Source organism: Bradyrhizobium acaciae, from assembly GCF_020889785.1.
GTDB lineage: Bacteria > Pseudomonadota > Alphaproteobacteria > Rhizobiales > Xanthobacteraceae > Bradyrhizobium > Bradyrhizobium acaciae.
The window spans coordinates 1-7,252 of sequence record NZ_JACMYK010000230.1 but is presented as its reverse complement, the minus strand read 5'-3'; the positions used below and the strand labels follow the sequence as shown (position 1 = coordinate 7,252).

3 protein-coding genes and 1 tRNA gene are annotated in these 7,252 nt (G+C 64.4%); 1 reads left to right on the top strand and 3 read right to left on the bottom strand.

What is annotated here, in order from left to right:
• From H8A92_RS38895 to H8A92_RS38885, 3 genes are all read right to left on the bottom strand, one after another.
• The coding region (locus tag H8A92_RS38895) for a porin (protein WP_229200564.1) at positions 1–1,344 on the bottom strand (1,344 nt) is incomplete at its 3' end.
• 676 nt (positions 1,345–2,020) lie between these two features.
• The gene (locus H8A92_RS38890; protein WP_229200565.1) at positions 2,021–5,125 is read right to left on the bottom strand and encodes a DEAD/DEAH box helicase; all 3,105 of its coding nucleotides are present in this window, start codon (positions 5,123–5,125) and stop codon (positions 2,021–2,023) included.
• Between the two features lie 291 nt (positions 5,126–5,416).
• Positions 5,417–5,491, bottom strand: a tRNA-Gln gene (locus H8A92_RS38885).
• 221 nt (positions 5,492–5,712) lie between these two features.
• On the opposite strand from H8A92_RS38885, the gene H8A92_RS38880 reads away from it, so the two are divergent.
• Positions 5,713–7,252: acyl-CoA dehydrogenase family protein (locus H8A92_RS38880; RefSeq protein ID WP_229200563.1), on the top strand; the 1,540-nt coding region annotated here is incomplete at its 3' end.

Here is a 7,252-nt window from a genome sequence, read left to right as displayed (position 1 = left end):
GGTCAGGGCCGCAGCGCCGCCTAGCAGCGGCTGGAACGTACCACCGATGCCGGTACGACCGGGACCGCAGATGTAGCCCTTGGACGTGTCGTTAAAGCGGACACCAGCGTAAGCGCCGTAGATGCTGGTGTTCCAGTTCGGGCTCCAGTTGTGGACGTATGCACCGCGCATACCCCAGGTCTTGACCGACTGCTGCGAGCCACCGGTCACGAACACGGTGTCCGGCGCAAAGCCGAAGCCGATGCTCTGGTAGGCGCCGGGAATACCGGTGTTACCGAAGACGGTGTTGGCACCAGCCGAGCCGGCGAGATCCTGGATATTGTAGCGGGTCGCACCGTCCGTGTAGACGCCCTGGATGTTGATGGTGTCACCAGGTCCGGTCGGGATGTTCTTGATCGACAAGGCCAACTGACCTGCCCAACCCCACTTGTCGTCCGGATGACCGGTCAACTCGTTGCCGCCGTAGTAAGCGACGTGGTTGTCATGCGCCGCGAACGACGCCTGGAACAGACCCCAAGCCTGGTCGACGCGCAGCATCGCGACGAGGTCCGGAGCAACCGTGCCAGCATAGTCGCTGACGCCGACGATACCGAGCGCGCCGGGAGGAGCGATCGTGACCGGCGCGCCGAGGTTGAAGACACCAGCCTGATAGTAGGCCGACTGATCCTGCGCCGACAGAGAGAGCGACACGCCGTTGCCGAACTGCGCGGTGTAGGTGAACTGGTTCACACCAGTGATCGTGCCGCCGCCGCCGACAAGACCGTCGAAGTTGTTGCCCGGATAGTTGGCCCACGGAGCCGAGAACTGCGAGACCGCCTTACCAATGGTGAAGCCGGCGAACTGGATGAAGGCGTAGTAGACGCCGACCGTACCACCAGCGACAGCACCCGAGTTGGCGTTGTTCGGAGCCGAAAACGTCCCGATCGGCGAGTAAACGGTCGCACCGTTGCCCTGGCCGGCGTAGGTGTCCGAGGTCCACGAGAACGTCGCATCGAAGAAGGTGCGGACCACGCCGTACTCGGTCGCGGTGCGGGTATCGATGTTCAGGTCTTCACGCGAGCGCCAGGTGTAGCCGTTGGTGAAGCGGTTGCCCGCACCGCCAGCGCCCGAGGTGTTGCCCGTGTTGTCCGAGTTGGTGTTCGCGAGAACGTCCACGCGCAGGTAGCCGCCCAGCTTGATACAGGTGTCGGTGCCCGGGATGTAGTAGAAACCGGGACCATACAGGGAGCAAACCTTCACGTACTCGACCGCTTTGGCCTTGACGGGAAGATCGGCCGCCTGAGCTCCGCCGACCGCGACGAGAGCCGCCGCCGAGCCGAGGATAAGGCTCTTAACCATCTTCATGTTAAACCTCCAAGTTGCTCTATCTCAGGGAAGGTTCCGGATCCGCCGGGTAAAACACCCTCAGGTTGGTTCCCTTTGTCCCTTAAACCCGCTCAGTCGCTTCGCGCCTTCGGACACACCCGCATGAACGCGAGGGACTTAAGCGAACCACCTAAAACGGGACGACCTTGGGATGCCCCCCTCCGTCGCAGTTCCATATGAGACAGAAGGCCCCCGATCACGCAACAAAAGACCGCTCGGTTGGGGAGGAGTTGCGGCTGTTTTCGGGCAAATGTTGCACAAATATCACGGACACTTGAACTGCGACGCCATCGCAAGCCATTGATATGTATATCTAATATCTAAGTTACCGTTGGCGGGCACAAATTTGGGCAACACCGGGCGGAACGGTGTGCAAAACGGGTAGTCCTACGGAGGAAGCGAAAGTTGGGGGACGATCCCGGAGCGGCTGATTCCGCCATCCTGCCTGTCTTTTGGGCCCAAAAATACCGGCATCTGAACGAGATAGCCCGCCTCGGATACCGCCGACTCGGGCCTGGAAGGGGGGCATTCCGATTGCTCGGAGCAGGCCAAAGGACAGCGAACGGATCACGAGCGATGTCCAGTAGCGAAGCTAGATGTCACTGAGATGTCAGCGCACGCGACAGAATCGGGACCGCCGCCGCATCGTCGCGTCTCACTCGTCCAGAATGTCCATGAGATCGTCGATCCGCTCGAAAGGCGGCGCCTGCGTGTTGTCTGAATAGAAGATGCGATCGCCGTCGCGCTGGAGCGACCGTGCCCTCGATTTGGGCAGCCTTCCAGGGAGGAACGTCGCCGCGACGGCCTCCGGCCCGACGTCGAGCCTCACGATCCCGCGCCGCTTGCAGTCGATCCTGAGCCTCGCCGCCGCGAAGAAATCGCGGGCTGCCGGCGGCAGCTTGCCGAAACGACGAGAGGTCTCTTCCTCTAGATCTTCCAGATCGTCCTCGCTCCGACACCTGGCGGCACGGCCATAGATCTCAAGACGCATGGATTCCGATTGCACGTAGCTCTTCGGCAGCAAATCGGCGAGCGGAAGGTTGAGATCGGGAACCCACAGATCGGCGGCCCGATCGTTGGCCTTCTCCGAGGCCTGTTTGAGAAGATGGCTATAGAGCACCGGCCCGAACACCTGCACATGGCCGGACTGCTGCTCGGAGAGCAGGTCCCCGGCGCCTCTGAGATCGAGATCGCGCTCGCTGATGGCGAAACCGGCGCCCGGCCTGCTGAACTCCTCCAGAACGGCCAGACGTTTGCCGGATTGCTCCGAACTGGATTCGGTCAGCAGATAGGCGAAGGCGCGCGTTCCGCCGCGTCCCACCCGACCTCTGAGTTGGTGGAGTTGTGCCAGGCCAAATTTTTCCGGCCAGCAGACCACGATGGTGTTCGCGCGGGGAATGTCGAGGCCGCTTTCGACGATGTTGGTCGCGAGCAGCACGTCCGCCTCGCCTTCGACGAAACTCATCATTCGGTCGTCAAGTTCGTCGGCAGGCAGCTTGCCGTGCAGGCAAACGATGCGAAGCTCCGGCGCAACCGCCTGCACCCGCGCCAGCATCGGCTCCAGATCCTGGATGCGCGGACAGATCAGGAAGCTTTGGCCGTGACGTCGCTGCTCGCGCAGCAATGCAGCGGCAATGGCCGCGTCCGAAAGCGGCGCGGTCTTGGTCACGACCGGCAGCCGATGCACAGGCGGAGATGCGATCACGCTGAGATCCCTGAAGCCCGCGAGACCTGCCGCAAGCGTGCGCGGGATCGGCGTGGCACTCATCCAGAGCGTATGGACGCCCTTCGCCAGGCCCGAGAGCTTCGCTTTCTCCGCCGCACCGAAATGCTGCTCTTCGTCGACGACGACCAGACTGAGCTTGGCGAATTTCACGTCCTTGGATGCGATCGCATGGGTGCCGACCACCACCTTCATCTTGCCGCTCCGCAAGCCCTCCTTCGTCTCCCGCAACTCCTGACCCGACGTCGCTCGCGACAGGCTTCCGACCTCGATGCCAAGCGGCGCGAACCGCTTGCGGAACGTCGCGACGTGCTGCCTGGCCAGAACGGTCGTCGGCACGACGATGGCGACCTGTTTGCCGGACAGGGCAACGGCGGCCGCGGCGCGCAACGCGACCTCGGTCTTGCCAAATCCGACGTCGCCGCAGACGACCCGATCCATCGGATGACCTGACGCAAGATCATCCAGCACGTCCCGGATCGCCCTGGCCTGGTCGACCGTCGTGAAATATGGAAAGCGCGCGACGAACCGCTCGTATGCCGGACCGGGAGCAACCAGCCTGGGCGCGCGCCGGCGACGTCGTTGCGCGATGTGCCTGGCAAGCTGCTTGGCGGCAACCTGAATGTCCCGCTCCGCCTCGGTGCGGCGCGCCCACCACGTGCTTCCATCGGCCCGGTCCAATGTCAGCCTGCCGCGCTCCGCTGCATACGGCCAGATCAGCGCAAGGTCGGCGGGTGGAACGAGCACCGCATCATCACCCGCAAATGCCAGCCTGATCATCTCGCGGGATGATCCTTTCCCCATGTCGTAGGTCTGCAAGCCGTCGAGCACCGCCAGCCCGCGCTGCAGATGGACGACGACCGCGCCCCGCTCAGGCACGTCGGGATGCTCGAAGGCCGCGCCCCAGGCTTTGGCCATCGGCTGCGGATGATGCGCCCTGCTGCCGAGCACGTCGGTCGCCGTCACGACGACAAGCGGCTTGCGGCCAGAACCGATGAAGCCGGTGTCGAAGTCAGCCAGCAATGCCGCTTCGCCACCCCGCCCCTTCGCTGCCTCGTCCCAATCGGCACAGCGTTCCGCCTTGATGCCGCTCATCCGCTCCATCGCGCGCAGGTCGTCCTCCACCGCCGCGACCAACAACAGCCGCGACCCGGCGCGCTCGGTGTCGGCGACGAATGCGCGGAGAGCTTTCCGTGACGAGGCGACCTTCGAGAAATCGGGCGTCGGGGTGAACGCCGCCTTTCGTGGCAGCGCGCTCATGCGTTTGGTCAGCCGCTTCCAGTCGCCGGGCCCGAGATACTCGCGCTCCGCCTCCCTGCGGCCGGCTGCCTCCTTGATCGTGCCCAGCCAGCTCTCGGCATGGCCCGACACGCCGGCGTCCGCGATCCAGTGGGCGCGATCACAATAATCCGGCAGCGCTGCGCGCTGTGCCCGCTTGCCTCCCAACGCGATCCGCTCGGACATCGGGTCGATCAGCAGTTCCTGCGCGTCGAAGACGACGTCGTGCTCGTCCGGATCGACGCCGGCGATCCTGCGGATCACGCCGCCGGAGTGTTCGATTCTGAACGGCCCGAGGGCGCCGGCGGGAAAGACTTCGAACGTCATGCCGTGGAACAGCGCGCTCCCGGGAAAATCCGCCTCTTCGTCGAGATCGTAGCCGAGAGCCTCCAGACGATCCTTGAGATCCTGCTCGGAATAGTCCGCCCCCACCTTCAGGCTGATGCTGAGGCGCGCCCAACTGGCGGGCAACGGCAGCCGCTCCATGATCGCCTCCGCCGTAGACACCAAGAAGACCGGCTTCTTGCTCCTGGCGAGACGCCGCAGCACCGAACTCCGACGGCCGGCGATCTCGCGAGACGGCTCCAGTCCGTCGAAGGGCAAGGTATTCAGCCTCGGGAACACCAGCACCTCGAGCGAGGGATCGAGCGAATGGAGCACGCTGCCGAGGCGCTCAGCCCGGTTCTCGCTCTCGGCAAGGAAAACGATGCCGTCGCGGCCGGACTTCTTCCACTGCTCGAGGAGGTGGAGTGCCAGCATGCCGAGGGGCGAGGAAGATGAGATCCCGGAGCGCACCGATCCCTTGCTTTTCTTCTTCGCGCCAACAGCGGCGCGGGCCTTCTTGGTATTCGCCACGTCAAATCCGTCGTTATTTCGTGAGTCGATCGCCCGTCGACATGCATCTCGGGGCGACTCGGGGCTTGTCGCCAACCGGCATGGAAACGAAAGCGGCACAGATTTCCAGACAGCCGGCCCCAGCCCGCCCCGAATGCCGGCAGAGACTCGATCGGGAGAAATCGATTCTTCTATCGAAATCAACAGCTTGTTTGCTGGCTGGGGCGGGAGGGATCGAACCTCCGAATGGCGGAATCAAAATCCGCTGCCTTACCGCTTGGCTACGCCCCAACGCGCCGATCGAGGGCAACGTCGGTCTATAGGGTGCAACAGGCCATTTCAACAGGGCGGCGATCGAAAAGGCAGGAAAGCCGCAGGTTGATGCCGCCGCTCTTTCCATGGGGCCGACGCCGCGGCGACCGAAACAGACCGCGCGGTGTCCGCTCGGACAGTTGAGAGGCCGCCGGTTTCATGGGAAGACAATTTCCAAACGCCTCGTCGGGAGTAACGCCATGACCTACCGCGCACCGATCAACGATATCCTGCTGTCCCTCAATCACGGCGCAGGGCTCGCCGCCGCCGTCGAAGCCGGCCACTACGGCGATTTCGACGGCGATATTACCGCTGCGGTACTGGAAGAAGCCGGCAAGTTCGCCTCCGATGTGCTGGCGCCGCTGAACAAGGTCGGCGACGAGCACGGCATCAAGCTCGACAACGGCAAGGTGACGACCGCGCCGGGCTGGCCAGACGCCTATCAGCGCTGGACCGCGGCCGGGTGGAACGCGGTGTCGGGGCCGGAAGCGTTCGGCGGCCAGGGCCTGCCGCTCGCGATCAACGCCGCCTGCACCGAGATCTGGAGCGCGTCGAATGTCGCGTTCGGCCTCTGCCCCCTGCTGACGCTGTCCGCGATCGAGGCGCTCGATGCCCATGGCAACGACGAACTGAAAAAGATCTATCTCGAGAAGCTCGTCACCGGCGAATGGACCGGCACGATGCAGCTCACCGAGCCCAATGCCGGCTCCGACGTCGGCGCGCTGCGCACCCGCGCCGAACGCGCTGATGACGGCACCTACCGTATCAAGGGCACCAAGATCTTCATCACCTATGGCGAGCACGACATGACCGACAACATCGTGCACTTCGTGCTCGCACGATTGCCCGATGCGCCTGCCGGCACCAAGGGCATTTCTCTCTTCCTTGTCCCCAAATTCCTGGTCAATGCCGACGGATCGCTCGGCGCGCGCAACGACATTCATGCCTCTGGCGTCGAGCACAAGCTCGGCATGCACGCCTCGCCGACCTGCACCATGACCATGGGCGACAAGGGTGGCGCGATCGGCTTCCTGATCGGCGAGGAAAATGCGGGCATGCGCTGCATGTTCACGATGATGAACCAGGCGCGCCTCGGTGTCGGCCTCGAGGGCGTCGGCATTGCCGACCGCGCCTATCAGCAGGCGCTGGCCTATGCGCAGGAGCGCCGCCAAGGAAAAGCTATTGGCAAGGCGCTCGGCCACAAGGGCGACGGGATGGATCCGATCATCGTGCATCCCGACGTCAAGCGCATGCTGATGCAGATGCGCAGCATGACGGCGGCGGCGCGCACGATCTGCTACGCCACCGCGGTCGCGCTCGACGTCTCGGTCCGCGCCAAGGACGCCAAGGTCCGTGCCGACGCGGCCGCACGCGGCGCGCTGCTGACCCCGATCGCGAAAGCCTTCTCCACCGACGTCGGCAACGAGGTCGCCTATCTCGGCGTCCAGATCCATGGCGGCATGGGCTTCATCGAGGAGACCGGGGCCGCGCAGCATTACCGCGACGCCCGCATCACCTCGATCTACGAAGGCACCAACGGCATCCAGTCGATCGACCTCGTCACCCGCAAGCTCGGCGCCAATGGCGGCGCCTCGGTGTGGGCGCTGCTCGACGAACTCGCCGCCACCATCAAGCAGGTCGAGACCTCCAACGATCCGGCGTTCGGCACCACCGGCGCCAAGCTGCGCGACGCCCACGCCGCGCTCGCGCGCGCCAGCAAATGGCTGCTCGAGCGGCTCG